This is a genomic window from Klebsiella sp. HC6 (assembly GCF_022605325.1).
GTDB classification, from domain to species: Bacteria; Pseudomonadota; Gammaproteobacteria; order Enterobacterales; family Enterobacteriaceae; genus Klebsiella; species Klebsiella terrigena.
Window position 1 is genome coordinate 4823523 of the sequence record NZ_CP093276.1, and the last position, 26008, is coordinate 4849530.

Sequence of the window (26008 nt, forward strand, 5' to 3'; positions counted from 1 at the left end):
AAGGATGTGCCCGTTCGTGCTGCCGCTTAGCGAGGATGGTCAAAACAGGCAAAGAGGGTTCTATTTTGTCTTGCTTCTGGTTCTGGTAGCTAAAGGTATTTTTGTCTTTTTATTGGCGCGCATAATCCTGCGGTAAAACTGGATGGATCCGCGCTGGAAATGCGCGGAGCGTTATTATCCCCTGGATATGGGCATCGGGCGCCTGTAGTGGGGACATACATTGTTTATTACTACCGATTCTGCATCTGACAAATCACGAGCACGCTGGCTGCATATAAATTCTTATCACTGGACGTTCGCTTCGTGCCAGAAGCGGAGGTTGCTGCTCCCTGATAAACGTGCAAACGGCAGTCTGTATCCCGCGATATAAATGGCACTAACTGGAAGATGTCACCCTACCCCACCATGCTATATATCCATCGACACATACTCATCACGAAAAGGAAGCATGACTATGCTGAGAGGAAAAAGAGCAGTTATCACTGGAGGCGGTGGAGGATTCGGTCAGGCATTATGCGTTTGGCTGGCGCAAGAGGGAGTGGAGGTGAGTTTTTCTGCTCGACGGGTTGATGATATTGAAAAAACCTGCAGCATCATCACCGCTGAAGGTGGTGATGCAAAAGGGTATATATGTGATTTAACTCAGCCCGAATCCATTTCTCAGTTTTCTTCACAGCTCTTAAACTCAGACAAGCCTGTAGATATTTTAATTCTCAATGCCGCTCAGTGGCTGTCAGGGACAGTAGACGATCAATCAAACACCGAGATCCTTAATACCATCAGTTCAGGTCTGACGGGTTCAATTCTGCTCACACAGGCATTGCTTCCAGGATTAAGGCGCTCAGATGGTGCTGACATCGTTTCGATTATATCCGTATGCGGTATTCCGAATTTTACCGACTCAGTCGCCCATCCCGCTTTTTTTGCCAGCAAGCATGGACTTAGCGGTTTTACAACTAAGCTGTCAAAACAATTATCCAAAGAAAACATACGGGTAACCGGGTTGTACCCACCGGATTTCGACGTTACCGGGTTAGAAGCGCCTGTCGATAATCATTCCAGAATGGGAGAACGTCTCATGGATGGACGTTCTGTCTGGGAAACGATTCGTTTTGTGCTGACTCAACCCCGCAGTTGCCATATTAGTACTATCTACTTTCAAGGGCCCACTCGCGAAGATTTGGCATATTAAGGCCTGGGCCTGACGGCGTTAAACCGCGCAGCCCCCATGCACCTAAAGTCAGGCCGCTCCGTGCCAGGAGCAGACCTTCGCCCCTGGCACTTGTTTGCTCTGTTCCAGTGTGGACTTTTTGGTAGTTGTTAGTAGGAAGGTATTTCAGCAGAATAAGACTGCCTTTAAGTATGGTCATTTTTTATGTAGTCAATACTATTGAATCTAGTTCCGACAGGGATTACTAACTCAAAGAATAAAGGATGCACGAGACCAGGCTATGCGTACTCATCAACTGAATAAGCCCCGTAAACTGTATCGTAGCGTCAACACGACTACGCAGCACCATTCTAATAATCCAGGTGCTGAGTATCGCTGGGAACGCAATCGTAAAAAAGCCGGAGATGAGCTACTGGCAAAGCGCGAGACAATGCATGGCAGACAGAAGCGGGGGCGAGACTACACACCGTTATTTCATTTTCTGATTAGACAGATTGGCAAACCGTGGAATGAAATATTCAGCGAAGTATGTGGACGTCTTGATACTACCGAACCTGTATTCTGGTTGGTCGCGCTACATGAGCATCAACGAAGGGATTTAGTCTGCATTGGCGAAAGCAGTTTTTATCCGGGTCTGTTTGTTGATGAGAATGGAATTCTACAACAGGTAAACCCTTCAATTAAGAAAAAGGACGTCGTGGTGACTTGCCGCTGCTGCACACACACTTATATTGGTGAACCTGTACCCTGGATAGAGTGAGTGACAACACCACCTATCCTGTCACGGGGGCGGCAGAGCTATTGCAAACTTCCGCTCTTCGCTCATAGCAGCCCCCTCCGTTCTTCAGACGGCCCGCTCCGTGTCAGAAACGGATATCTATCTCTTGCCCTAAATTTGTCCGCCAACAGACAGTACAGATGATGGCGTGATTTGCCATAACTATGGCGCATTTAGAATGCAGGCTTCAGGTTTAAAAGAATATGATACCCGCTCCATCGCTGTAAATTTTTCACGTCAGGAACCTGAAAATGGCACGTAACCGTACCTTCTCTCTCAATATCGGCTGGAGAACGTTGCTCAAAGACGTCGGGCTTACGCCGCCAGACATATTGCGAAAAGCGCGCCTGCCAGACGACACCTTTTCAAAGGCAGAAAGTGGCCTCGATACTGAAGAATACGTTCGTTTGTGGCATGCAATAGAAACAGGAATGAACGATCCTGCTTTTCCCCTGCCCCTTATCGCAAAAGTTTCAGCTGAAGTATTCGATCCGCCGCTTTTCGCCGCACTGTGCAGCACTAATATGATGCAGGCCGTACAGCGACTTACAAGATATAAGCAGCTCATTGCGCCAATGGTACTGGAGACGGCCGTCGATCGTAACGGCATTCTGACCGTTTCACCGCGCTGGTTGTCCGCCACAAATATCCCCACATCCCTGCAGGTAGCTGAACTGGCTTTCTTACTGCAACTCGCGCGGCTTGCAACACGAGAACCAATCAGGGCATTAAAAGTCCAGCTCCCGCAGCTTCCCGCAGGAGCACAGGCCGGGCATTTTAAGCGGTTCTTCGGTACGGTCATTTCACCCGGTGAAAAACCAGCCATCAGCTTTGCCGCCGCTGATGCCATGCGGCCTTTTTTGACGATGAATGAAGGCATGTGGCTGGTCTTTGAGCCTGGGCTGCGGCGGCGTCTTAGTGAGCTGGATGTAACGGCTTCAACCTCTGAACGCGTGCGCGCGGTACTTCTGGAGCTGCTACCGGGTAACGAAGCCACCATCGAGAAAACCGCAGAGCGCCTGGGGATGAGTAAACGCACACTGCAGCGAAGACTTGAGGATGAGGGGGAGAATTTTCGCTCCCTTATCAATACCTGTCGCGAAAATCTGGCCCGCCACTACCTGGGCAATACCAGCCTGCCCGGATACGAAATCGCATTCCTGCTGGGTTTTGAAGACCCGAATTCATTCTACCGTGCTTTTATGACCTGGACCGGCCAGACCCCTGAAACGGTCAGGGCAACCATGCGTCCTAACTAAAAGAGATAATCATGACCATCCCCAAAAATAATCGCGTTGTATTGCTTGCAGGAGCCTCAGGTCTGGTTGGTGGACAGTTACTGCAGATCCTTCTGCATGACGCCGGGGTGTCCTGCGTTCACGCCCTGAGCCGTAAGCCACTTAACGTCAGCCACCCAAAGCTGCAGGTCCATCTGGTTGACTTCACCTCACTGCCGCAGCTTCCTCATGCGGATGAAGCCTACCTTGCACTGGGTACAACAATAAAAGTCGCCGGCAGTAAAGCGGCGTTCCGGGCCGTGGATTTTGACGCAAATCTGGCCGTTGCGCAGGCCGCTATATGGGCGGGGGTCAGCCGTATAGGACTGGTCAGCGCTGGGGCAGCAAATGCTAAATCGTCCATGTTTTACACCCGTATTAAGGGAGAGCTGGAAGATGCGCTGAGAGCACTGCCGCTAACCTCGCTGGTGATTGCGCGACCGTCTTTATTGCTTGACTACCGCTCAGGGCTGGGACAACCCGTTCGCCTGGGGGAGATGATTTCCATACCGATAGCCAGACTGTTATCTCCCTTTCTTCCCGGGGCTTACAAACCCGTAAGGGCTCTGGCTGTTGCCCGGGCGCTGACGCAAAAAGTCCCCATCAGTAAAGGCGTTGTTGTTCTCTCTTCCGACCAGCTGATCAAATCGGGAACCGGGTCAGCGTGAAATGACAGAACGTAAACCTTATCGATCAGCGTTACAGCACTCCCGTTTATCTGAACAAGGCCCGCTTCCTGCCCCGCATGGCACCTTCGGCAAGCACTCTGGCACGTAGCGCAAGAGGGTTCAGGCATTAGATCGGGCAAACTGGACGCAATTCCTTCATTGAGGTGCCTATGTTTACTCAGGAAAAGAAAACCGCGCTGGTCACCGGCGCATCGTCCGGCATGGGCAAGGCCATTGCCCGCTGTCTGATTCAGGACGGCTATCAGGTTTACGTTGCCGCCCGCAGCGTTGAGAAAATGGCCGATCTGGCCATTCTTGGTGCGCAGCCGCTTCGGATGGATATTTCTGTCGACAAGGAAATTGTATCCGGCGTGGATACCATCCTGGCCCAGACCGGCGGTGTCGATGTACTGGTGAATAACGCCGGTTTTGGCCTCTACGGCCCCGTGGAGGAGATCGGTATCGACGAAGCGCGTTATCAGTTTGAGATCAATCTGTTCGGTGCAGCACGGCTCACGCAGCTGCTGCTCCCTGCGATGAGAGCCAGACGCTCCGGTCATATTATCAACATCACCTCCATGGGCGGAAAGATGTACAGCACTCTGGGAGCATGGTACCACGCAACCAAACACGCAATGGAAGGCTGGTCAGACTGCCTCAGGCTGGAAGTCGCCGGGTTCGGGATAAAGGTCGTGATCGTTGAACCGGGAGTGATAGAGACAGGCTTCGGCGATGTCGCCAGTGACAGTATTGTCAGGCGTTCGGCCAGCGGACCTTATGGTCATCTGGTGAAAACGGTGGCTATGTCGATAAAAAAAACGTACGGACAGGGTACAGGCACTTCTCCGGAGGTCATTGCGGAGGTGGTATCCCGTGCAGCGAGCAGCGATAACCCGCGTACACGCTATGCGGCCGGTAAGTTTGCAAAGATGCTCATCCGCATGCGCGTCTGGCTGGGCGACCGTATATTTGACCGCATCATTCTCAGTCAGACCCGATGAGCCGTAACTAACGTAGCGGCATTTTCAACGCATGAGGTAAATACCATGGCATCGAAAATCTGGTTCATCACAGGAGCGGCACGCGGGTTTGGTCATATCTGGGCAGAAGCGGCACACGAAAGAGGGGGATACTTAACATTGTCGATGCGCAACAACCGCCGCTACGAATTTTCCCTGGCACCGAAGGCATGCCTCTGTTCCGCAAAGCCTATGAGACCAGACTGGCTGAATGGGAAAAATGGGAGGGTCTGTCTAACGCAGCCCAGGGGAATTCGGTCAAACGTCATATTATATCCTCACGCATTCTATGGCCGATAGCTTATCAGCTATCGGCCATGCTTCTGACCTGCATTTCCATATGAGAGACTGTGCATCATGCCGATCATTGAACTTCAGAGACTTCCCCTCCTCGCGCACAGCAGCTACTCGCATGCAACAGCTCTTCACCACGACCACGCCACTTTAGCCTTTATAAAGCCGCTGCTCGTACTGAGCCCTCAATAAAATTTTCGCCGGGTGAACTCGCGGGGCATTGAAGCTGCCGCGCAGCTACACCTCGCGAAGATTTCGCCAGCAGACGGGCGGCAGCATCCGTGAGTATCTGCTGACACGCCGAATCAAACGCAGCTGCGATCTCCTGCGCAACACCACCGCCAGTATTGATGAGATTGCCGCCGAGGTTGGATTTCGCGAAGTGACCGACTTTATTACCTGCTGCAGAAAGATGATAGGCCAGACGCCGCGGCGGTACCGCAAGGTAAGTCTGGCCAGGAACTGCGCCTGAGAAGGGACAGGCCGGATTAAACCGCTGCCGTCTGCCGCGCTCGCGCCTCCTCATAGCTCGGCATCGACGAAGCGGCGCCCGCCCGCTCCACGCACACCGAGGCGTAGGCCGAAGCGAAACGAGCGGCATCAGCGAGATCGGCTCCGGCGGCGAGCTGCGATGCCAGCGCGCCGTTAAAGGCGTCGCCTGCGCCGGTGGTATCGACCGGCACCGCCGGGAATGCCGCCACCAGCGCGGTTTTTCCCGCCACGGAGAGCAGCGCCCCTTGCGTCCCGAGGGTGACGATCAGCGCCTTAATCCCCTTCGCGTGCAGCGCTTCGGCGGCCACCTTCGCCGAGGCGACATCCTGTACCTCAATGCCGGTCAGCAGCGTACACTCGGTCGCGTTAGGGGTGAGCAAATCGACCTGCGCCAGCAGAGCGTCGGGGACCGCCTGGAACGGCGCGGGGTTGAGAATAATAAACGTCCCGCTCGCTTTGGCGATGCCGATCAGCTTCTCAATGGCCGAGAGATTGTTTTCCAGCTGGGTCAGCAAAATATCCGCTGCCGCAATCGCCGGGCGGCACTGCTCAACCTCTTCGTCCGTCACGGTGAGGTTGGCGCCGGGATCCACCGCAATCATGTTTTCCGCATCGGCGCCAGCAACGTAAATCAGCGCGTTGCCGGTTGGGCATTCGCCGGTGGTAAACAGCGTGACCGCGTCAAACCCCGCGTTGTCGAGATGGCGGCGCGCGAAAGTGCCGAAATCATCGCGCCCCACCTTGCCAATATAGTGTACCCGCGCTCCGGCCCGCAGCGCGGCAACGGCCTGGTTGGCCCCTTTACCGCCCGCGCCCATCATACTGTTGCGGGCAATCAGCGATTCTCCCGGCTGTGGAAAACGGCTCATCCCGGCGACAATGTCGAGGTTGAATGATCCAAACACACACACCTTGCCCTTATTCATGCCTCTCTCCTGAGTGGAAAATGCCGCTGCGATAGTTGTTGTGGTTTAAAACGCCGCTGCGCCGCCAGGCAGGCGCCGCGGCAGCCGGTTTCGTCGGAAGCGCCGCTGAGCGTAATGATCAGGCCGTTGGCCGGATACGGGCTGCGCAGGTGCGAACGAATCAAACGTTGCAGCGTCTCCTGCGGGAAACCGGCCATCGCCAGCACCCCGCCGCCGAGCACCAGGTATTGCGGGTCGAGAATATTCATCTCGCTGGCGATAGTGCAGGCCAGCCGCTCGACAAAGGCCTGTAAATCCGCACGATCGCCGTGCTTAACAAACAGCTCCGACATCGCCGTCTCCGGCGCGTGCCGCCGGGCCCAGCCGCTGAGCCAACTGCCGGAGGTCAGGGTTTCAACGCAGCCGGTTTTACCGCAGGGACAGGGCAGAAGATTATCCTTGAGAGGAATATGGCCAATCTCGCCCGCGCCGCCGTGCGCCCCGTGATAAAAATCGCCGTTCAGCCACAGGCTGTTGCCAAAGCCGGTACCGAGATAGACGCCCACCGCGACCTCGGGAAGCTCGTCGAGACGAGTTAAATCCCACCACATCAAATGGTTAACGTCTTTGTCCATACCGACGGGCAGCCCGAGCCGCGCCGTAAGCAGCTGCGCCACCGGCTGGCCGTCGAGGGCCGGGATAAACGGCAGCGACAGCACCGTCCTGCGGTCGTGGGATAATATTCCCGGCAGCCCGAGCATCACCCCGGAGACCGGGACGCTGACGCCCTGCAGGTACGCGGCAAGCAGCTGTTCAAGCCCGCCGATCGGGTCCGGCAGATCAGCCCAGCTGCGGGTGGCCACCTTCTGATAGCCCTGAAAGACCTGCTGGTCGTCCATCAGTATCAGCCGCGTACTGGTACCGCCAATATCTACACCGAGAAAATGCGCCATAGCCTCTCCTGCCCTCAGGCTGCCTGACGCGCCTGACGCATCTGATCGAGCATCTTGTCCCACGCGCGGTCCAGGTCCGTATCCAGATTGAACAGACCGGAGCTGCCGACGATCAGCACTTCCGCCCCTGCCGCCATCAGCCGCTGGTAGGTATTCACGTTGCATGAGCCGTCGATCTCAATCAGATAGCGGTGGTTGTGCTGCTGCTTGAGGTCACGCAGTTGGGCGATTTTCTGCAGCATCTCCGGAATAAAGGGCTGGCCGGCGTAGCCCGGATCCACGGTCATGACGGTGATCTTGTCCAGCAGGTGAATGTAGTGCTGGATAAACTCCACCGGCGTCGCCGGGTTCAGCACCACGCCGACTTTTTTACCCAGCGCACGGATCTGATTGATCACCCGGAAAGCGTCGCGGTTGATGGTTTCCGCATGCGGGCAGATGTAGTCCGCCCCGGCTCTGGCGATCGGTTCGATAAAGTCGGTGGGGTTTTCCACCATCATATGGACGTCGAGCGTCAACGGCGTGTGCGGGCGGATCTGTTCGATGAAGAACGGCGACAGCGTGATGTTTTTGACGTAATGACCATCCATGATGTCGATGTGCAGCATATCAGCGCGACGATTCAGCACCGCCAGCTGCTGTTTAATATCGATTAGGCTCATACACATCAGCGACGGAGATATTTTGTATTCCATGATGTTTTCCTGAAAGCAGAGAGATTGAAAATACGTGTCGTTAGTTCATCAAAAGGCAGGTCTAGGAGCGCGCCGCCCGGGCTTTTTCCGCGCTGAGCCTGCTCGCCCGCTTTTGCATATAGCGGGTGCGGAAGAATCGGAGGCCGAGAACCACAATCAGCACCGCGCCCCACATCGCCAGGCTGAAATGCGGGCTGACGTTCAGCAGGTTCAGGCCGGTTGAAATCACCTGTAAAACCACCAGCGAGAGCACCACGCCGCTCACCCGGCCGAAGCCGCCGAACGGATCGGTACCGCCGAGAATAATCGCCAGCACGGTGAGCAGCAGATAGGAGTCGCCGTAGCCCATGCGCGCCGAGTTAAAGCGCGCCATCATCACCAGGCCGGCGATCACGCAGAGCATGCTCGACAGTACGTAGATAGCGATCAGCACCCGGTGGGTATTCACGCCGCTGAAGTGGGTAGCGTTGATGTTGCTGCCGCTCATGTAGATATATTTTCCCAGCCGGGTGCGTTCGAGGAATACCGCGATCAGCACCGCCGTGGCCAGAAAGATAATCAGCGGCACCGGGATGCCGAGCAGGGTATCGGCGCCGATATAGCGCACGATATCAGGCATCCCGCTGATGGCCGCACCCCGGGAAAGGTAGATGCCAACACCGTTCACCATCGTCATGGTGGCCAGGGTGACCAGGATCGGATGGGCGCCGATATAGGCCACCAGCGCGCCGGTCAGCATGCCGATGGCCATCGCCAGCACCATGGCGCCCACCAGGGCCAGGGTCAGCCATACCGCCTGCAGACCGAGGCTGGCATCCGGCGGCAGATAGGTGAGAAATACCCACGCCATCAGCAGGCTGGTTAAGTTCGAGGTGGCGATGATGCACAGGTTCAAGCCGCCGCTGAGGATCGGAATAAACATCGCCAGCGTCAGCAGCCCCAGCTCCGGCAGCTGGAAAGCCACGCTCAGAAAAGTCGAGTCGCTGAAGAAGCGCCCCGGCAGCGCCAGACTGAAGCCGATAATGACCACCAGCAGCAGTAAACTCAGCCCTACCGTGGTGCTATCCACTTTGAAACGTAGCCCTGTACCGCTGGCGTTCATTTTCAGCCCCTTAGTTTTGCTTAACATTGCAGGTTCCTCATGCGAATCCGACATCGGTTTCTTTGCGTTTTTTGTAGTGCGTAACGGTGATAGCCACTACGATCGTCATGCCGATGACAACGTTCATGAAGTAGTTGGAAACGCCCACCAGGTTGAGGCCGTTCTTTAAAATGCCGATCAGGAAGACCCCCATCAGGGTACCGACGACGCTCCCCTTACCGCCGTTCAGGCTGGCGCCGCCGAGAACCGCCGCCGCCAGGACGTCAAGCTCGCCGCCGACCAGCGCATTCGGCACCACTTCCCCCACGCGATAGACCTGCACCAGGCCCCCGATGGCGGCCATCGCGCCGAGATAGCCGTAGGCAAACAGATGCAGCACGCCGACGCGAATGCCGATGCGTCGCGCCGACTCCTGGTCGCCGCCGACCGCAAACAGCTGGCGGCCAAGATGGGTTTTATTGAGCAGAATCCAGGTCAGAGCGGCGACGGCCAGCATCACCACCAGCGGCAGGCCAATCTGATAATGCCGGTCACCAATGTTGAACGGCAGCACCTGGAGCGGGGTAACCAGCCAGCCCGGCAGGTCGTACAGGCTGGTGCCGTTGGTGAACCACATCAGCATGCCGAACAGCAGCGACTGCATGCTGATGGTGACGATGATCGACACGATGCGCAGACAGTAGATAAGCACGGCGTTAATCATGCCGAAGAGGGTGCCGATGGCGATCGCCAGTAAGATCGTGCCGCTCGGGCTGGCCAGACCGTAATGAATCACCAGCGTCGCAATGATGTACTGCACGACCGAGGCGACGGCGGCGAAGGAGATATCGATCCCGCCGGTGACCAGCACCACGAACAGGCCGAGGGCAAAAATGCCGCTGACCGCATAGCTTTCCGACAGGTCCAGCAGATTTTGCAGCGTCAAAAAGCGATCGCTTAACAGCGAGAACGTGACGATCAGCGCCACCAGCACCCAGGCCAGGTAGCCCTCGTTGGTGGACGGACGTAACCGGTTGAGATTAAGCATTGACCGCCTCCGCAAGCTGTTGTTGGCTAATCATGGCGGGCAGGTACTCGCCTTTTACCGTTCCTTCGCTAAAGTGCAGGACGCGATCGCAATTGAAATAGACCTCCGGCACTTCGTCGGAGATCAGCAGGATCGAAATCCCCTCTTCCGCCAGCTGGTGGATCAGCTGGTAGATGCTGGCCTTGGCGCCGACGTCGACGCCCACCGTCGGCGAGTCGAGGATCAGAATCTTCGGCTGGGTCAGCACCCATTTCGCCAGCACGATTTTTTGCTGGTTGCCGCCGGACAGGGTGGAGATCGCCTGATCGGGGCTGGCGACCTTGACCCCCAGCTTTTCGATCCAGCGCTGGATGATTTTATTTTTGCGGTATTCGTCGATCAGATGAAAACGGCTGCGCAGCCGATCCATGATCGCCAGCACCGTGTTATCGCCGACCGACTGCTGCTGGATAAGCCCCAGCGTCAGGCGGTCTTCTGATACGTAGCCAATCCCCGATTTAATAGCGTCTTCATGTCCGCGAAAGCGCACCGGTTTACTGTCGAGGTAAATTTTGCCGCTGTCCGGGCGGGTCATGCCAAACAGGCTCAGCGCCAGCTCGGTACGCCCTGAGCCAAGCAGCCCGCACAGGCCAAGCACTTCGCCGGCGTGCAGCTTAAAGCTGACGTCGCGGTACTGGCCCGCGCGGCTCAGCTTGTCCAGCTCGAGCATGATCCGCCGATCGTTCTGGTTGGCGGCCTTCAGGCGGTAGTCCAGCTTGAGGCCGGTCATCAGTTCGGTGAGACGTTCGCTGCTGACCTCCGCCGCTGGCCAGGTGCCGACGCGCTTACCGTCGCGAATCACGGTCACGCTGTCGGAAATCTCCAGCACTTCGTCCAGGCGATGGCTGACGAACACCACGCTGATACCTTTATTCTTCAGATAATGTACGGTGCGCAGCAGCTGGTTGACTTCGGTACGGGTCAACGACGCGGTCGGCTCATCCATAATGACCAGCCGGGCATCGGCCACCAGCGCGCGGCAGATGGCCACCTGCTGGCGCTGGGCTATCGGCAGCGAGGAGACTTTAGCGTCGAGATCCAGGCTGTAGTTCAGCTCGCTGAGAATACGCCTGGCGGTGTCGCGCAGGCGCGATGGGCGATACCAGCCCATCAGCCCGTGCAGGTTATGATCGAAGGCGATGTTTTCCGCCACGCTCAGGTTCGGAAAGAGCGACAGATCCTGGTAAATCACCTGGACGCCAAAGCCGCGCGCCTGTTCCGGGCTAAGCCGACTGAATGTCTGGGTGTGGAAGTTCTTATCCGCGAGGGTGATGGTGCAACCGTCATCCGGCTGGTAGACCCCCGAGATAATCTTAATCAACGTACTTTTGCCGCAGCCGTTGGTACCCGCCAGGCAATGCACTTCACCGGGCATAAGCTGCAGAGAGATATCATTCAGCGCGCGCTGACCGCCAAAGGTCACCGACAGATTTTGCACAGCAATCAGCGGCGTCGTTTGGGTTGCGAAGATCCCGGAGATCGCCATCGTTACAGCCCCATTTTCACCAGTTTTGGCAGGTTCGCCTTGTCGAGACTTTCGGTTTTGTTCCCGAGGATGGTATGGGTGGTTTCGTCAACCTTCACTTTACCCATCCCTTCGATATCCATGCCGTCAACGATCGGCTGGCCTTTGGAGATCATGCTCGCCATGCGCACGAAGACTTCGCCGGCCACCATCGGGTTCCAGATATAGCCGCCGTTGATCGCCCCGCTGTTAACCAGCGCGATCCCCTGTCCCGGGCTGAACGAGCCGTAGACGCAGATATCGCCATTCTTACCGCGGTTCTGCACCGCCCGGCCGGCGCCGATCGGGCCCTGTGAACCGATCGCCAGAATGCCCTTCAGATTTTGATCTTTCGACATCAGGTCGTTGGTGGTGCGGATGGTGTCGTCAAGGGATTCGCCGACGCCAAACTTATCGCCAAGCTGGTGCATATTTGGGTAGTGCGCTTTCTGGTAATCGATCGCCGCGTCGGCCCACTTCTGATGCAGCGGCACGGTCAGGCTGCCGACGTAGACCGCATAGTCCCCGCTCTCTTTCATACACTTAGCGAGGGCGATCATGTGGTTAATACCGAGCTGGGCGGCATCGACCATTTCGAAGTCCCAGTTGGCGTATTTCTGGTTCGGCGACTCATGGGTAATCACTTTGATACCGGCATCGCGAGCGCGTTTCAGCACCGGCTCCAGCACCTTCGCGTCATTCGGCACCACGCCGATAATGTCAACTTTCTGGGCGATCAGGTCTTCAATGGCGCGAACCTGCAGCGCCGGATCGTCGCTGGTGGGGCCGACCTGCCATGCATCGATACCTTCCTTCGCCGCTTCGCTTTTAATCCCGGCTTCCATCGCGTTGAACCAGGCGTTGCCGCCCACTTTCACCACCACGCCCATGCGGATTTTGTCGGCGGCATGCGCCGCTGCTACGGACAGCACAGCGGAAGCTAACAAACAGGCCAGTACAGACTTTTTCATGTAGTTTCTCCACAGATGTTCAACTTATTCCGCAATCACCGGGCGAGAAGGCGCCGGCGCTACGGCTGTTTTTTGGTTTTCTTGTGTAGGGGTAAAGGAGCAACGTCAATCACGTTGACGTTGCTCCAGGCCAGCTCCTGTCGAAACTCCTCATCATCCAGACGATCGGTAATCAAAGTGTCAATTTCCCGGTAGTGGCATATCCGCGCAAACGAACTGCGACCGAATTTACTGGCATCCGCCAGCAAAATTTTGTGTTCTGAAGAGAGCAGCATTTGCTGTTTTAAACGCGCGTGGTGCTCGTTGCTTTCTCTGATCCCCCCCTCATGGCTGATGCTATGGCAGGAGAAAAACAGTTTGTTAATGGCGAACTCTTTCAGCATCTGCTCGGCGTACACGCCGATAAAATCTTCGTATTTGGCCGAGTACTCGCCGCCGAGACCGATGGTTCTGACGTTAGCTTTCGCCGCCAGCGCCTGGATGATATGCAGCGAGTTTGTCAGCACTACCAGCGGGATATCCGGCAGCTGCCGCGCCAAAAACCAGCTGGTTGAACTACTGTCGAGCAGCAGACAATCTCCCGGATCGATAAACTGCAGGGCCCGCTTCGCGATGCGCGTTTTACTGTCCGGCGACTGATTGCTGCGCTCGCGAAAAGACTCCCCCTGTTCGATCTGCGACGGAACGTACTGCTTTTCCGCGTGCTGGTGCTCGACGAACACGGCGCCCCCGTGGCTACGCACCAACAGTCCGCGCTTTTCCAGCAGAGCCAGATCGCGCCGCGCCGTCTCCAGCGAAATCTGGCACAGTTCGGCAACCTCCTGGACCAGGATTCGCCCGCGCTGGGCGAGGACTTCAGTAATAAAGCGGTGGCGTTCTACAGGCAGCATGTTTTTTCCTCTTGCCGATGTTTAATAGAATACGCAGGCCGTGGAATACGGAATGCGGGCTTCCTCAAAAGCGACTGCGTCCGCCCGGCGCGGCGCGGGTCATGTGATATTTGTCAAAAAAAGCGATGAATAGATGAAATGTTAAATGCTCGATCTGTGGCGCCAGCGGCAATAAATCGTCGAGCGGTCAATAAATGAACAGAAATAATTTTGCAAACGGTCACAAATCCTCGCGGCCATAATTGACCGATAATGACCGATTACGAGGAAGTGACCGTTTAGCGGGAAAATGGACGGCGGGCTGTCGCCCTACTGCGGCAGAAACCGGCGGCGACAATCGCGCCGCCGGATAATGGCGCTGTACAGTCGCCGGATGCAGATAGAGCAGAACTTCCGGGATGAAAAAAGCCCGCGTTTCGGGTTCGGACTGAGGCTGAGCCGCAGCCAGGGCAAGGGACGTCTGGCGGTACTGAGCGTCGTGGCAGCCATGGCGAGTCTGGGAATGTGGCAGGCAGGATGTCTGGCGGAGAAAAAGCAGCGCCACCTGCGCTATCAGGCAAACAGTATAAAAGACAAAAGGAGCCTGCCTTATGTGAGGCTGGCGGTTGAGGTTCTGCGGATGAGTCCGGAATACTGAGGCGGCTGAATGTCGTTAATGCACTGAAAACGTTAGGTAAAGAGTACAGTAATATGGTCATGGGGAACTGACCATATTACTGGGGATCTCTCAGCCCTGAGGGAGAGGGAGAAAAAGCGCTGCCGCATCAGGCACCGAAACCCGCTGGCGCGTCGGTACGATGCGTAGCCCGGATAAGGCGTTTACGATGTATCCGGGAAAATCAGGTCACATTCAAACGATCGTATTCGTTGCATAACAACCACTTCACGGGCTCATCCTCCTCGATGGCCGGGAAACGCCCGCCGGGTTCGAGGAAATGGTTATCGCGCTTATCGTTATTGACCATCGAAATCTCCCAGCCGAGCACAAACGCTTTCTCGGCCCAGAAACGGTGATACAAACGCGGCGGCAGGCACACACCCTGCCCCGGTTTTAACACCAGCGTCTCGCCGGGCTTAAACGTACGTTGCCGCCCGTCCACGCTCACTTCAACCGTGAGCCGCTCATCAAACAACGCCTCATCCGTCGCCCAGCCGAGCTGCATACACAAATCGCCGCCGCCCCGGTTCAGAATGTCTTCCATCTTATGAGTATGAAAATGCCACGGCGTCTGCTGCTCCTGCTGAATTTGCAGCATCTTTTCGGCATACGGCTTCGGGTACGCGCTCGAATTCAGCGCGCCGTTACGCAACGTCAGCAGCGTCAGGCCAATCTTGCCGAAATCACCCCGGCCAAAATCGGTGATGTCCCAGCCCAGTTGCAGATCCAGCACCTCACACCACTCCTCCAGCGGCTGCTTTCGCCAGGCATCGGCGGTAAAAAACGCAAACTCCGGCAGGCACACCCGGAACGTCTCGGCGATGGCATGGGCTTTATCAATGGCATAGTTAATCTGTGAACGTTTCATTCTGTTCTCCCGGTTCGAATGGCGAGCCAGGCAGCGCCGCGCATACCGCTGCTGTCGCCGTGATGGGCTTTCACGATGGGGGTAGAAAAATGATCGGTAAAAACGAAGGGGGCCACGTCAGCGTCCAGGTTCGCGATAAGCAACGCCGCATTCGACAGCCCGCCGCCAATCACAATCACGCCAGGGTCGAGCAGGTTCACCACCGTTGCCAGCGTACGGGCAAGCTGCTGGCGAAACCGCGCCACCTGTCGTACGGCATTAGGTTCCCCCTGCTGTGCCAGCGTCACAATCACATCGCCCGACAGATGTTGCCCGCTAAGAAGCTGATAGCGCTTACTGATGCCCGTTCCCGAGACAAACGACTCCACGCAGTTGTCTTTGCCGCAGTAACAGCGTGCTGGCGGCCCGTCGTGCCGCCCGCTGTAGCCCGGCAGGGTAATATGCCCGCACTCGGCGGCATTCCCCCACGTGCCAACGAACGGCTGGCGATTGATGGCTATTCCGCCGCCGCAGCCGGTACCGAGCGTAATGCCAAACACCACTTCATGCTGCAGCCCTGCACCGTCGCAGGCTTCCGACAAGGCAAAGCAGTTGCCGTCGTTCGCCATCACCACCGTCTGCCCCAGTAATTGCTGGAGATCCGTCTGCAACGCACGGCCATTAATCACCTGAATATTCGAGTTCTTAATCAGCCCGCTCAGCGGCGAGACGCTGCCCGGCAGGGCAATCCCGGTCATCATCGACTGTTGCCTGTCATGGCGAATCTGGTCGATAAAGGCGACCACCGATTCCACAAACTGCGAATAGCTCGCTTTTATCGTCGGGCAGCGATAACGGGCCATTTCCCGCCCCTGCGCATCCATCACCACCGCCGCGATTTTTGTGCCGCCGATATCCAGCCCCAGGTAGTCCATATCCCTTTCCTTGTTGCGAAAGAGGCGGGCGAACCCGCCTCGATGGCCTTAGTAGAGTGACGCTTTCCCGGTCGATCCAAACAGCTTCATTTTGTGGCGGATCACATCCCGTGCGGCGTTGATCGCATCCGGATAGATCACATTCGGATCCCACCAGCTTTCTCTGGCGAGGATCTCGCGCACTTTCTGGAAGTAGGCGTGTTTCATGTCGCTGGAAATGTTGATTTTGCCCACGCCCAGAGTCACCGATTCAGCGATTTCCGCATCCGGGTTGGCCGAACCACCGTGCAGCACCAGCGGAATATCTAGACGCCCGGCTATATCGCGAAGAATGTTCATTTGCAGCTCCGGCTGCATCCCTTTCGGGTAAATGCCGTGCGCCGTACCAATCGCCACCGCCAGGGTGTCTGCCCCGGTTCGGGCAATAAAATCTTCCGCCTGAGCCGGGTCGGTATAGGTTACTTTCGACACACCGCCTTCCACGGAGGTGCCCGTCTGGCCGATGGTGCCCAGTTCCCCTTCCACCGAAACACCCACCGCATGCGCCAGGCGCACCACCTCTTTGGTCAGCGCCACGTTCTCTTCATAGGGCAGCAGCGAGCCGTCGATCATCACCGAGGTGAACCCGCACTGGATTGCCCGCAGCACATGCTCGACGGACGCGCCGTGGTCCAGGTGCAGGGTGAACGGTACCGGGCTGCGCATCGTGATATCGCGGACATAGCTGAAAAAGGTATCCCCGACAAAATCGTGCTCGCTGGGGTGGATGGAGATAATGGCAGGCGTGTTGGTGGCTTCCGCTTCTTCCACCACCGCACGGATAAAGCAGCTATCCGCCACGTTGAACGCACCAATGGCGAAGCCGTGTTGGCGGGTGGGTTTCAGTAACTCTTTCATTGAAATTAACATGTTAATTCTCCAGTTTCAGGGTGTAGCAAGCCCTGCCGGTGCGTCGTTGCAGAGGCATATAAGGCGTGACAGAAAAATGAATCAGGCTTTGCCGATAGCGCCGCTGGCCTGCAGATACGGAATAATGACTTCCTCGCTGGCCTGCTCCATGGCCATCAGCACATCCACCAGTTCGCGAGAATTGTCATGACACAGGGTATGCAGCAGCGCGGCTTTACCGGCTTCAAACACCGCGGCACCGACGTTAATCTTGGCGACGCCAAAGGACGGGCAACGCTGCATCTGGTCAAACGGGGTACCGCTGCCGCCGTGCAATGCCAGGGGCACCGTTGATTTGCGGGCCACTTCTTCCAGGCGCTGAAAATCGATGGCAGGCGTGATGCCGGGGGCGTACATGCCGTGCGCGGTGCCGACCGATACCGCCAGCAGGTCAATCCCGGTCTGCTGGATAAACGGCTCAACGTCGGCGGCCTGGGTCATCAGATCCGCATTGGTGGCGTGATCGTAGCGCGGCGCATCGGCCAGATGGCCCAGCTCCCCTTCCACACACAGCCCGGCACTGGCAGCCAGTTCAACCACTGCGCGAGTCTGGCGAACGTTCTCTTCCAGCGGGAAGGCGGACGCATCAATCATCAGCCCGCTGAACCCGGCGCGAAACGCCTGGCGAATGCGCACCGGATCTTTTCCGTGGTCCAGTGCCAGCGTGACCGGCACCGTAGCCTCGTCGGCCAGCGCTTTCACCAACGCCACGGCCACCGGGGCCGGGAAATGGGCCAGATGCCCCTGATACAGGTTCAGGATGATCGGCGCACGGTGTTTCTCAGCAACCTGCACCGCAGCACGGGCGCTTTCGAGATTCATACAGTTGATGGCGAGCAGCGCATAGTGTTCACGCCAGGCTTTGGTCACCATGCTTTTCATATCGGCAAACATAGGGTCTCCGTTTATTCCAGGGTGAAGGTGATCTCTTCGTCTTTCAGCTTTTTCTCGCTGAGTTCGTCAAACTCTTCGTCACGTTCGGTCACCGATTTCTTCCACAGCGACAGCATCACGCCGCAGATAACCGTGCCGATCCCCAGCGCCAGGCAGAACAGCAGCGGATGGGTAAACAGCGGGACCACGAACATGCCACCGTGCGGCACCGGGCTTTCCACGCCCCACACCATGATCAGGCCACCCGCAACCGCCGAGGCCACCACACAGGAGCCGACCACGCGCAGCAGGTCGCGCGCTGCAATCGGGATAACCCCTTCGGTAATCATGCAGATCCCCATCGGGAAGGCGGCTTTCAGCGCTTCGCGTTCAGCACGGGTGTATTTATGGCGCGTCAGCAGGAACGAGAGAGTGATGCCGAACGGCGGAATAATGGAGCCGACAAACTTCACCGCTTCCGGCCCGTATACACCGCTCACCAGCAGCCCGTCGGCGAACAGCGACATGGTTTTGTTCACCGGGCCGCCGAAGTCGAACGTTGCCATCGCCCCGAGGATGGCCCCCATCAGGAAGCGTGAACCGCCCTGCATCGACTCCAGCATGTGGATCAGCGCTTCCTGTAGCCAGCCGATGGGCTTGCCGATCAGGGTCATCATCAGCAGGCCGCCGATAATGGTACTCAGCACCGGCAGCACCATGATGGGCATCAGACCCTGCATCGATTTCGGCAGACGAATATAGTGCTTAAGCAACAGGACGGTGTAGCCTACCAGGAAACCACCCAGCATCCCGCCGATAAACCCGGTATGAATTTGCCCGCAGACAAAGCCGATAATCAGACCCGGCGCGAATCCGGGACGGTCAGCAATGGAATAGGCAATCGCGGCGCTGATCAGGGGGACAATCAACCCCATTCCCCAGCCGCCAATCTGATTGAGCATCCAGGGGATGGTGCCCGTTTTTTCGCCAACGTTTGTGCCGCCGAGTACCTGGCCGAGGGCAATACAGATCCCTGCCGCCACAATTAACGGAATCATCCACGAGATGCCCGTCAAAAGATGTCTTTTAATTTCCTGCGAAACAGGAACTTTATTTTCACTCATGTGAGATCCCTCCGAATAAGGATCATGCATTAGCTAATGATTTTTCGACCTTTTCAAGAAACTGAACGGGTGATTTGATTACAATTTCGGTCTTAACTCGCACGATGCGTTTATTAATGAAGCGCTCTTCTCCTTTTATTTTGACATCGACCGCAAGAATAACGACGTCGGCTGCGGAAATATCTTCCGCCAGTAACTCATTTTCAGTACCGATAGTGCCCTGAGTTTCCACTTTAATATTATGCCCGAGCGCTTTTGCGCCTTTAATTAACTTCTCGCGGGCAATATACGTATGTGCAATTCCCGCCGTACAGGCAGCGACACAAACAATATTCATAACATGCTCCACTTTTTATTTAGCAAACATCGGATTCAGCATATTGACTAAACAAGTCAATAATCTTTTGTGGACTGCTCTCTTCCAGTAATTGCTCGATAATCTCCTCATCCGCCAGAGCACCCGCCACCTGAGACAGCAGACGGATATGCGTGGTGTTTTGATCTTCAAGCCGTACAGCAAACAAAATAATGCAGCGCACGTTACTGCCATCGAGGGTTTCCCAGGGAATATCGTGGCGTGTGCGCCCAATCGCCAGAGTGGTATTGACCACCGCCGACGATTTTCCATGGGGTATTGCGATATGATTTTCGAAGCCGGTCGACCCTTCTGACTCACGCTGCCAGACATCCTGAATAAACGTTTCCCGGCAATTAATCGCACCGTCTTTTTGCAACAGATCGGTTAGCTCTTCAATTGCCTCCGCTTTATTCGTGGCCTTCATATCTAAAATAACGCGATTCGTATTCAGGATTTTCGTTATATCCATTAATCATACCTCATGGAATTCAGACATTAATGTTCGACGACCAGAGACGTCGCACGATGCAATTTTTCCGTGATGAGCGTTTCCATCACGCGCTTAATATCGGCATCATTAAAGAAGGCGGTGACATACACCACCGACAGGGCAATGGCGGGCAGATTGATCGTCGAGACCACCAACTCAATATCCTCCGTTAGCATTGACGGCAGGCTCCCTGCGGAGACCACGCCTACGATGGTCCAGTCCGGGAAGGCGCGCAGAATGCGGCTTTTCAGCAGGTGCGACGTGCCGATGCCCGTCGAACAGACCAGCAGCACACGCTTGCGGGCAATCTGCCGCTCCATCGCCGCCTGGAAATGCACGGTCAAATAGCCAACTTCATCTTCCGACACCGCCTGTTCGCCCCAGCCGCTGAACACCCGGTTCACCGCGCACTGGGTCAGCCGCCAGACGTCCTGCAGCTCACCTTTGATATCGTCCAGCAGCGGGTTACGAATGCGAATCTGGTAATTAAGACGATTAATCAACGGCTTAACATGAATCAGCAGCCCGTCGTACAGTGCGATGTCCTGGCTAAAGTCGCTGTCGACCATATCGGCGAAGGTCGCGATAAGCCGGTGGGTAATCAGCCGAGCCTCGTCGCTGGAGTGCATATGGCCAATCACGCTGACGTCGTTATGCTCTTCGATGACCACGCCGGAAGAAATAATGTATTGATAAATAAACCAAACTTCGTCTTCCGGCAGCGGATGGGCAATGCGTGTTTCGATACGCTGAACCATGCGGCTGGCAACGGAAAAGATGTTTTCATCGAAGGCGCTCGCGTTGTCATCCTTTTTCGGCAGCGCATTGCCGCGCGTAATGCGGTACATCATGATCAGAATATGGGTGAAAATATTGACGTAATACGGCTCGCCCAGCGACCAGCAGAGATCGTTTTCCATCTCCTGTAATAATGACTGAACGAATAAAACATCGTCTTCGCCAAAATAATGAACCAGCGCGTTATAACTGCCCGGGTCAAGACGAGAATAGATCATGTCACCTGGTTCGTTATGGTTAATGACGCCGTTAATCAGCGATGCCATTGCCTGGCGAACGCTACTTTCACTGCCTTCGATATGCGTTCCGCTCTGGCTGCGAATCAACGTCAGCCCTAGCGGGGCAATCCAGGATTCAATCACTTTCAGATCATTAACGATGGAAGCGCTGCTGATAAAATAGCGTTCCGACAATTTGCTGATTGACGTTTCATGTGGCGTTTCGCTTAATAATTGTGAGGCTATTTTCACGCGCCGGGAATTGTTCATCATGCCATCGGTATCGTCACCTTCTGCACCCAGCAGCTGATCGAGGTGTAACAGGTCCGTTATATTATCTGCGCTTAACCTTACCCCGGCACCGGCACGTTTATTTATGCCGATACTCCATTCTGCTAACCACGGCTCCAGTATGCGTAAATCGCGTTGAATGGTTTTTTCTGAAACATTTAAGTATTCAGCGATTTTTAATAAGGTAATAAATTCCCTTCGAGAGAGAAGGAATTTCAATAATCTGTTTTGTCGCGAGGTAATCATTTGCATTATTTACCCTTACACAGATTAAAAATAATTAAGAAGCTCTGTACAGATAAGCTCCACTTGCAATCCGTGATGATAAATATAAAAGGGCATTGAAATAACGACAATACTAAATCGTGTCCTGCCTTCCGGACAGAGAATAAGACAAGAGTGGGGATCTCAGAGATATTTGCAGCGAAGATCACACTTTCCGCGCTAATTAACGTGATAGCGCTCGCAAATATGGGGAGGATAAAATTTTAAATCAGATAATTCTTTTGTAGATGTCTGGAGGGGGCCCCCAAACCCCGGTAGCGCAACGGTTTATCACGCGCCATGGGCACGGATCGTAGCCCGGATAAGGCGTTCGCGCCGCATCCGGGGTTCAGCGCCGTTGCAGAGCGCAACAGCAATGGAAGTGAGGACGTTAATACGGAAAGAATGAATCCCGCGTAAAAACGAGGAAAAGAATTTCTGGCACACTGTCTTTAAAGGCACTATGAGATCTCTTCTGATTTGTTAGCGCAACCAGTAGATCACACTTTATCGTGCCTTTCACTTTTTCTGGAGATTCCTCAGGCCGGAGGGGGAAGAGTGGGCTAGCGGGCAATATCGCTCAAACCATAGCCGTGGAATTTTTGCAGCACTTCATCGATCGCGGCATCGCTTAATACCGGCACGTCCGGAGTGACCGCCAGCGTCAGCAGATAGAGCCTCGCCAGCACCTCCACCTCCTGCGCCAGCCACAGCGCTTTTTCCAGCGTTTTGCCACAGGCAATCATCCCGTGATGCTGCAGGAGCGTGGCTTTATAGCCGGTCATGGCGGTGACCGCATAGTCGGACAGCGCCTGGGTGCCGTAAGTGGCGTAGCCCGCGCAGGGAATTTTTTTCCCGCCCGCCGCCGCGACCATGTAGTGAATGGCCGGGATCTCTCTATTCAAAATGGCCACCGCCGTCGCATGAACCGCATGATTATGCAGAACCACGTTCTCCTCCGGCTTCGCCTGCAAAATAGCCTGGTGAAAACGCCATTCAGTGGACGGCGTTTTGCCCGTTTCGGCGCGTCCCTGCCCGTCGACAAAAACGATATCGTCTTCGCTCAGCTGCTCGTAGGGGACGCTGGTCGGCGTAATAAGCATCCCGTCGCCAAAGCGGACGCTGATATTGCCCGATGTCCCCTGATTAAGCCCCATACGGCTCATTTCCAGACAGGTGTCGATGATCTGGCGTGCAATAGCGGTTCTTTCCATTGTGTTTTCCTCGGCGCAACAAACTAGGGTGGATGACGTTGGCGATATCTTCTGGCGGCGTCCCGGATGGCAATAGTCAGCCATGTAGATGTGTGATGATTGTCAAAATAATGGGCCCAAAAGGAGAAAACTTGCCGCTGAAAACCGTCCGCGCAGCGCCCGTTTGCCGGCGACTGAGGGCAAACGGGCAATTGGCCGCATCGCCCTCCTGCAACCCGAATGATTTAGGGTATAGTGCGCAAGATTGTGCGGTGAACGAGGAGTGAAAAGATGAACAGGCAGGACCGTCTGGCTGAGATTATTGCCCTGCTCAACGGCAATGCGTCTTTACGCGTCAGCGAGCTTGCGGCCGGGCTGAACGTCAGCAAGGAGACGCTGCGCCGCGATTTGCAGTATCTGCAGTTCAAGGGGCTGCTGGTCAGGGAGTACGGCAGAGCCAGAAAGCTGGAAGGCGCTTCGGAGGGTCCGGGCATGGCCTTTGACTCGCGATCGAAAAGCCACGCCCAGCGAAAAACCGCGCTGGCGGAGACCGCCATCGAGTGGATAACGCCGGGAATGTGCATCGCGCTGGACGCCAGTTCGACCTGCTGGCATCTGGCGAAGCGGCTGGCTGACCAGGATCTGACGGTGTACACCAACAGCTACCGCATTTGCGCCGAGCTGGAAAAGAAAACCCGCATCCGGGTACTCTGCTCCGGCGGCACGCTGGACAGAAAGTACGCCAGCTACATCAACGACTCGCCGCTGCATATAGTGCGCCATCTTGATATCGACCTGTTCATCTTCTCCTGCGACGGTATCGATGCCGACGGCAATATCTGGGATACCGATAACGGCAACGCGCTGTTCAAAAAATTCATGCTGAAAAAGAGTTTGCAAACTATTTTGCTGGTGGACTCCAGCAAAATAGCCCGCAGCAGCGAAGTGGTTATCGGCAACGTGGCGGCGGTCACCGCGGTTATCCGCCGCTAGGCTGGCCGGGGAGCCAGGTCTGATAATCGAAGCTCACCTGCGCCCGCGCCTCATCCGCGCTGCGATATACCCCGCAGCCGGCCCAGGCAAACATCGCGGCTCCCGCGACGGTGGTTTCGGCCTTCTCCAGCACCTTCACCGGCAGCTGCAGGGTATCGGCCTTAATTTGATTCCACAGCGCGTTGCGGCTACCGCCGCCGACCAGCACCAGTTCCCTGGCTTTGAATCCGGCCACCGCCTCCAGCATCGTCAACTGTTCGCGCAGGCGGAGCGACAGCGCCTCTAGCGCCGAGCGGTATAGATGCCCGCGCCGGGTGGACAGCGTCACCCCCTGCCAGCCGGCCTGCTTATCGCCCATCAGATCGCTGCGCATCGTTACCCCTTCGCAGCCTGCCGGCACGCGCCCGGCCTCCTGCAGCATCTGCTGATAAACCTGCGGAGCGGGCGCCCCCGGCCAGTAGAGTTCGCGGATCCACTCCAGGACCCCGGAGGCCAGATACTGGCAGCCGGGGTTAAAGTAGCCGCCAATGCTATCCAGCTCGCAGGTCGCCGCGCGGTGCGACTGCAGCAGATCGGTATTGATGCTGGCCGAGCGCACCATCAGGATCTCCCAGGTACCCGAGGAGAGCACCGGCTGATTAAGCCCCACGCCCGAACCGTAAAGCGCAAACTGGGTATCGTGGCCGCCGGCAATCACCGGAATGCCCGCTTCAAGCCCGAAGCGGGCCGCCGCCGCCGGCTGCAGCTCGCCGATCGGCTCGCCGGAGTTCACCATGCGCGGGAACAGCGATCGCGTAATGCCGATCGCCTCAAGCAGGCGCTCGCTAAAGGTCTCTTTGGCGACGTCCAGCAGCTGGCTGGTCCCTGCCATGGTTCTTTCCGTGGTCATTTCACCGGTCAGCTGAAAGCCGATCAGCGACGACATAAACAGCCACGCGTGGGCGCGTTCGAACACATCGGGGACGTTCTCCCGCAGCCATATCAGCTTATACAGGGTGTTGAAGCTGTACGGCGCCACGCCGGTAATAGCCTTCAGCTCGGCCGGAGCCAGGTACTTGTGGATATTATTCATCACCGCTTCAGTACGCGGACATTTCCAGCTGATCACCGGATACAGCGGCGCCCCGCGGCTATCCACGAGCGCGCCGTCGACGCCAAAGGCGGTAATGGTCAAGGCGCGCACCGGGTATTGCGGAAGTTTCCCGACCAGCGTCCGGCAGCAGTGTTCAAGACTTTCCATGATGTTTGCCAGCGGCCAGATGTGCCACTGCGGGTTTTCCGGCGGGTTGAGCGTAAAGTTTTGCCGGTGGACGCTGGCCAACACGTTACCCCGATCATCAATGGCCATGGCGCGAATATTGGTTGCGCCGCAGTCCAGCACGATCACCATCTCTTTCTGCATTTTTTCCCCTCCCCGCCAGACCGACCCCTCGCCGGGGCGCGGTATATTTTCTGTAGGGGATGGTTATCACTTCGCGAGTGATTGAAAAGGGGCATCGCTATCAGGGGCGATACTATGCGGCTGAACTGTGAAAAGGATCACTAAAAACCGCCACTTAACGGCAATACGGCGCGCACGGTTCTGCCCGTTTTCATCCAGCAGAGAGCAAGCGGGCAGTCGGGCGAGCTCCCTGCCGACAGATGCAGCCATAGCCGGGCGTTGGCCAGGACCGCGCCGTGAGCGTAATATTCCCTGCAGTCAACTTTCATTATGCAACCAGCGATATTCGCTCAGGGTTTCATGAGATCGGTTAACGGAATTTTTATCACGATCTTACGAATTGCCTCCGGCACCGTTGTCGCACAGTTAGGACGATGCAGATCCTGGGTAAACAGCACCGCAAAGGTGCCTGGCAACATCCTGATTCGGGTTTCATCGGCTACCGGCTTATAAAAAATAATATCCCTGACGGCGTCATAGGGCTCGTGAATTTCAAGATCGACGGGTTGGGTTTTAACATAAATAGTTTCATGACCGGTGACTAAAAAATGCAGGTCAATATATCGGCGATGGGCTTCAGGATAATTCTCCTGTTCCTGTTTTGTTTGCAAATCCTGAACCTGAACCTGCCACCCGGTTTGTTCATCGGCATGCACTCCCGATGGTAAAGCCGGTAAGTCCTGTTTAGCAAGGTACGACAGCGCGTACCTTACCGCAGGAGGATAATATTGCAGATCGGTGTTATCTATATGCCCGGTGATCATAATACTCTCCATTGCAGAAATTTTTGAT

General features: G+C 56.1%; 26 protein-coding genes and 1 pseudogene. 8 read left to right on the forward strand and 19 right to left on the reverse strand.

Annotated features, from left to right (window positions below; translation table 11 throughout):
* Positions 1-454: 454 nt before the first annotated feature.
* The 6 genes from MMW58_RS23380 (at position 455) to MMW58_RS23405 (ending at position 5679) form a co-directional block, all read left to right on the forward strand.
* Positions 455-1192, forward strand: coding sequence for an SDR family oxidoreductase (locus MMW58_RS23380; protein WP_241722214.1), 738 nt, complete (start codon positions 455-457; stop codon positions 1190-1192).
* Between the two features lie 259 nt (positions 1193-1451).
* Complete coding sequence (locus MMW58_RS23385; RefSeq protein ID WP_133601386.1) at positions 1452-1931, forward strand: hypothetical protein; 480 nt, start codon at positions 1452-1454, stop codon at positions 1929-1931.
* Positions 1932-2200: 269 nt separating this feature from the next.
* On the forward strand, positions 2201-3208 hold the full coding sequence (locus MMW58_RS23390) for an AraC family transcriptional regulator (protein ID WP_241722215.1): 1008 nt from the start codon (positions 2201-2203) through the stop codon (positions 3206-3208).
* 11 nt (positions 3209-3219) lie between these two features.
* On the forward strand, positions 3220-3894 hold the full coding sequence (locus MMW58_RS23395) for a Rossmann-fold NAD(P)-binding domain-containing protein (RefSeq protein ID WP_241722216.1): 675 nt from the start codon (positions 3220-3222) through the stop codon (positions 3892-3894).
* 170 nt (positions 3895-4064) lie between these two features.
* Positions 4065-4895 (forward strand): oxidoreductase, encoded by an 831-nt coding sequence (locus MMW58_RS23400; RefSeq protein ID WP_241722217.1) that lies wholly within the window; start codon positions 4065-4067, stop codon positions 4893-4895.
* 532 nt (positions 4896-5427) lie between these two features.
* A complete protein-coding gene (locus MMW58_RS23405) occupies positions 5428-5679 on the forward strand; it encodes a helix-turn-helix domain-containing protein (protein WP_371822944.1) in 252 nt (83 codons plus the stop codon).
* A gap of 16 nt (positions 5680-5695) precedes the next feature.
* Here the strand turns inward: MMW58_RS23405 and rbsK are convergent, their stop codons facing one another.
* From rbsK to MMW58_RS23445, 8 genes are all read right to left on the reverse strand, one after another.
* On the reverse strand, positions 5696-6625 hold the full coding sequence (rbsK, locus tag MMW58_RS23410; protein ID WP_133601381.1) for a ribokinase: 930 nt from the start codon (positions 6623-6625) through the stop codon (positions 5696-5698).
* Positions 6622-7557: an allose kinase gene (alsK, locus tag MMW58_RS23415; RefSeq protein WP_241722218.1), complete on the reverse strand. Its 936-nt coding sequence runs from the start codon at positions 7555-7557 to the stop codon at positions 6622-6624. Before alsK ends, rbsK begins: the two co-directional genes overlap by 4 nt.
* Before the next feature lie 14 nt (positions 7558-7571).
* Positions 7572-8252, reverse strand: coding sequence for a D-allulose 6-phosphate 3-epimerase (gene alsE / locus MMW58_RS23420; RefSeq protein ID WP_133601379.1), 681 nt, complete (start codon positions 8250-8252; stop codon positions 7572-7574).
* Between the two features lie 61 nt (positions 8253-8313).
* Positions 8314-9354: an ABC transporter permease gene (locus MMW58_RS23425; RefSeq protein WP_241723773.1), complete on the reverse strand. Its 1041-nt coding sequence runs from the start codon at positions 9352-9354 to the stop codon at positions 8314-8316.
* A 37-nt stretch (positions 9355-9391) separates the two neighbouring features.
* Positions 9392-10381: an ABC transporter permease gene (locus tag MMW58_RS23430; RefSeq protein WP_133601378.1), complete on the reverse strand. Its 990-nt coding sequence runs from the start codon at positions 10379-10381 to the stop codon at positions 9392-9394.
* On the reverse strand, positions 10374-11906 hold the full coding sequence (locus tag MMW58_RS23435) for a sugar ABC transporter ATP-binding protein (RefSeq protein ID WP_159237651.1): 1533 nt from the start codon (positions 11904-11906) through the stop codon (positions 10374-10376). Before MMW58_RS23435 ends, MMW58_RS23430 begins: the two co-directional genes overlap by 8 nt.
* A gap of 2 nt (positions 11907-11908) precedes the next feature.
* Positions 11909-12895, reverse strand: coding sequence for a substrate-binding domain-containing protein (locus tag MMW58_RS23440; protein ID WP_133601376.1), 987 nt, complete (start codon positions 12893-12895; stop codon positions 11909-11911).
* Between the two features lie 59 nt (positions 12896-12954).
* Positions 12955-13785: a DeoR/GlpR family DNA-binding transcription regulator gene (locus MMW58_RS23445; RefSeq protein WP_133601375.1), complete on the reverse strand. Its 831-nt coding sequence runs from the start codon at positions 13783-13785 to the stop codon at positions 12955-12957.
* Positions 13786-14122: 337 nt separating this feature from the next.
* Here MMW58_RS23445 and MMW58_RS23450 point away from each other — a divergent pair.
* A pseudogene (locus tag MMW58_RS23450) lies at positions 14123-14493 on the forward strand (IS4 family transposase); the annotation flags it as partial.
* Between the two features lie 131 nt (positions 14494-14624).
* On the opposite strand, the gene MMW58_RS23455 reads toward MMW58_RS23450, so the two are convergent.
* The 9 genes from MMW58_RS23455 to MMW58_RS23495 all read right to left on the reverse strand — a co-directional run bounded on the left by MMW58_RS23455 (position 14625) and on the right by MMW58_RS23495 (position 22803).
* The gene (locus MMW58_RS23455) at positions 14625-15311 is read right to left on the reverse strand and encodes a D-lyxose/D-mannose family sugar isomerase (protein WP_241722219.1); all 687 of its coding nucleotides are present in this window, start codon (positions 15309-15311) and stop codon (positions 14625-14627) included.
* On the reverse strand, positions 15308-16225 hold the full coding sequence (locus MMW58_RS23460; protein ID WP_241722220.1) for an ROK family protein: 918 nt from the start codon (positions 16223-16225) through the stop codon (positions 15308-15310). Before MMW58_RS23460 ends, MMW58_RS23455 begins: the two co-directional genes overlap by 4 nt.
* Before the next feature lie 48 nt (positions 16226-16273).
* Positions 16274-17134 carry a ketose-bisphosphate aldolase gene (locus MMW58_RS23465; RefSeq protein ID WP_159237654.1) on the reverse strand — a complete coding sequence of 287 codons (861 nt, stop codon included), beginning with the start codon at positions 17132-17134 and terminating at the stop codon, positions 16274-16276.
* 81 nt (positions 17135-17215) lie between these two features.
* On the reverse strand, positions 17216-18067 hold the full coding sequence (locus tag MMW58_RS23470; RefSeq protein WP_133601370.1) for a class II fructose-bisphosphate aldolase: 852 nt from the start codon (positions 18065-18067) through the stop codon (positions 17216-17218).
* 11 nt (positions 18068-18078) lie between these two features.
* Complete coding sequence (locus MMW58_RS23475) at positions 18079-19170, reverse strand: PTS fructose transporter subunit IIC (RefSeq protein WP_133601369.1); 1092 nt, start codon at positions 19168-19170, stop codon at positions 18079-18081.
* 22 nt (positions 19171-19192) lie between these two features.
* Positions 19193-19507 carry a PTS fructose transporter subunit IIB gene (locus tag MMW58_RS23480; protein WP_039080096.1) on the reverse strand — a complete coding sequence of 105 codons (315 nt, stop codon included), beginning with the start codon at positions 19505-19507 and terminating at the stop codon, positions 19193-19195.
* Between the two features lie 19 nt (positions 19508-19526).
* Positions 19527-19997 (reverse strand): PTS sugar transporter subunit IIA, encoded by a 471-nt coding sequence (locus MMW58_RS23485; protein ID WP_133601368.1) that lies wholly within the window; start codon positions 19995-19997, stop codon positions 19527-19529.
* A gap of 26 nt (positions 19998-20023) precedes the next feature.
* Positions 20024-21577 carry a BglG family transcription antiterminator gene (locus tag MMW58_RS23490; protein WP_241722221.1) on the reverse strand — a complete coding sequence of 518 codons (1554 nt, stop codon included), beginning with the start codon at positions 21575-21577 and terminating at the stop codon, positions 20024-20026.
* Between the two features lie 575 nt (positions 21578-22152).
* Positions 22153-22803, reverse strand: a complete 651-nt coding sequence (locus MMW58_RS23495) for an L-fuculose-phosphate aldolase (protein WP_241722222.1) — start codon at positions 22801-22803, stop codon at positions 22153-22155.
* A gap of 270 nt (positions 22804-23073) precedes the next feature.
* Between MMW58_RS23495 and fucR the strand changes: the two genes are divergently transcribed.
* Positions 23074-23775: an L-fucose operon activator gene (fucR, locus tag MMW58_RS23500; protein ID WP_133601365.1), complete on the forward strand. Its 702-nt coding sequence runs from the start codon at positions 23074-23076 to the stop codon at positions 23773-23775.
* On the opposite strand, the gene fucK is transcribed toward fucR, so the two are convergent.
* Entirely contained in the window at positions 23762-25177 is a 1416-nt protein-coding gene (gene fucK, locus MMW58_RS23505) for an L-fuculokinase (RefSeq protein WP_241722223.1), read from the reverse strand. The genes fucR and fucK overlap by 14 nt on opposite strands.
* Positions 25178-25506: 329 nt before the next feature.
* Positions 25507-25980 carry a NanQ anomerase/TabA/YiaL family protein gene (locus MMW58_RS23510; protein ID WP_241722224.1) on the reverse strand — a complete coding sequence of 158 codons (474 nt, stop codon included), beginning with the start codon at positions 25978-25980 and terminating at the stop codon, positions 25507-25509.
* Positions 25981-26008: the final 28 nt, after the last annotated feature.